The following is a 1668-nucleotide window of genomic DNA, read 5'->3' on the forward strand; positions in this document are numbered from 1 at the left end:
CTCGGCCAGTCGCTCAATCTCTACGGCTGCTGGGGCGTCACTCTCTCGTTGACGGTCGCGCAGAATGGCGACGGCGGACATCCGGTCGAACTCGAATGGCACGGCGTGACGGGCGGCACCGTGATCAATATGAACAAGGCGGCGGACTCGCGAGTCGCAGGCCTGTCCGTCTCGGGAATCAACGGGAACACCGCTGGCGTGATAATAGACGTGGACAACTACACGACCGGCGGCGGTGGCGACGGCCTCGCGACGCAGCATGATACGTTCGAGCGGCTGGCGCTGGGGCGGGCGGGAATCGGGATCCGCGTTGCCAATCGATCCACCGGTAACGTCCAGGATTTAAATTTTCGCGACGTGCAGATCTCGAATCCCTCCAACGGCACGGGCGGCATGTGGGGCTACTTTTTCGGCGGCGGAGGGCAGACGTACAACGAGGAAATCCGCGGCGGCCTTATCGCTGGTCACGACGTGGCGATCATGTCGGCATTCGTCGGACAGCTCGAGATTTACGGCACCGACTTCGAGCAGAACAAGATCGAGGCGTGGGCCAACGATCGCTTCGGCGGCGGCGCGGACGGCAACATGATGTTTTCGGGCGTGACCAGCGAGAGCGCGCAATATTTTATCTACGATACGGGAGCCAACGGTTCCAACTTTATTGTCGACGCGTCACGAATTGCCGACGCGCCCGGACCGAACGGATTCCTGATGCAGTTGAGCCGGCCGACTGCGATCAAGAGCTCCTGGGTTTGCGGTGGCGGGACTACTATTTGCGGTATCAGCAGTGGCAATGGTGGAAGTTCCGGAATTCCGACGCCAATTCTTTCGATGCAGAACAGCTTCGGCGACGCGGCTCCATTTCGGGACGGCACCGGCAGCAACGCGCCGGACCGCCTGCTCTTCACGGAGTTCGCCGATGTGCTGGCGAACACCGGCGGCCCCGTGCAGGTTGGCTACTTGAACCATGCGCCGAGTATCGAAGCGTGTTCGAACGTCGGAACGGTTTCGGCCAACACGACGCTGATGTTCGCAGGCAACTCGTGCCAAAAAATTTCGACCGCAACGACCGGACTCACGTACACGCTGTTGACGAACGGGCTGGTAGCTGATCAGGTCGTGACGATTGAGTCATACATCACCGGGGCGATTGCGGTGGGCCCTGTATTTGCGACCTCGAACGGCGCGATCAAATGGGTCGGGGGCGCGGCGCCAACCTCGACTATTGCGACAGGCTCGGTGGACATACTGAGACTCAAATGGGACGGCACGAACTGGCTCGAGATCAGCCGGAGCATCGGCGACCGTTGATTGGCGTCAGCCGAGGCCCTCGATAATTCGTTCCATCGCAATTCCGCGCGAACCTTTGACCAACAACACATCGCCGGGCCGCACCTGCCCGGCGACTATTCCCGCGGCGGCAATGCTGTCAGGGGCAGTGAGCATATCAGTCGTGTTCACGTCGCGAGAGACAATCGAGCGCGCGGAGTTCATCTCGGAGCCGACGGCGATGAATGCGGCGGGTTTCGCACTCATCACGTCGCGAATCGCTTGCTGATGCGCGGCGGCCGACTGATCGCCCAACTCGAGCATATCGCCCATCGCGATCACCAGGCGGGCGCTGAGTCCGTCGGCGACCTCGCGTGCGGCGGCAAGCGCGGCCCGAAT

Annotated in this window: 2 protein-coding genes; one reads left to right on the forward strand and one right to left on the reverse strand. The window is 61.8% G+C overall.

What is annotated here, in order from left to right:
• Positions 1-1311, forward strand: a 1311-nt coding sequence (locus VGY55_02190; protein HEV2968768.1) for a hypothetical protein, incomplete at its 5' end; no start/stop codon positions are given.
• Positions 1312-1317: 6 nt separating this feature from the next.
• Here the strand turns inward: VGY55_02190 and VGY55_02195 are convergent.
• Positions 1318-1668, reverse strand: a 351-nt coding sequence (locus VGY55_02195; GenBank protein HEV2968769.1) for a hypothetical protein, incomplete at its 5' end; no start/stop codon positions are given.

It is taken from the genome of Pirellulales bacterium (assembly GCA_035939775.1).
Classification (GTDB): Bacteria; Planctomycetota; Planctomycetia; order Pirellulales; family DATAWG01; genus DASZFO01.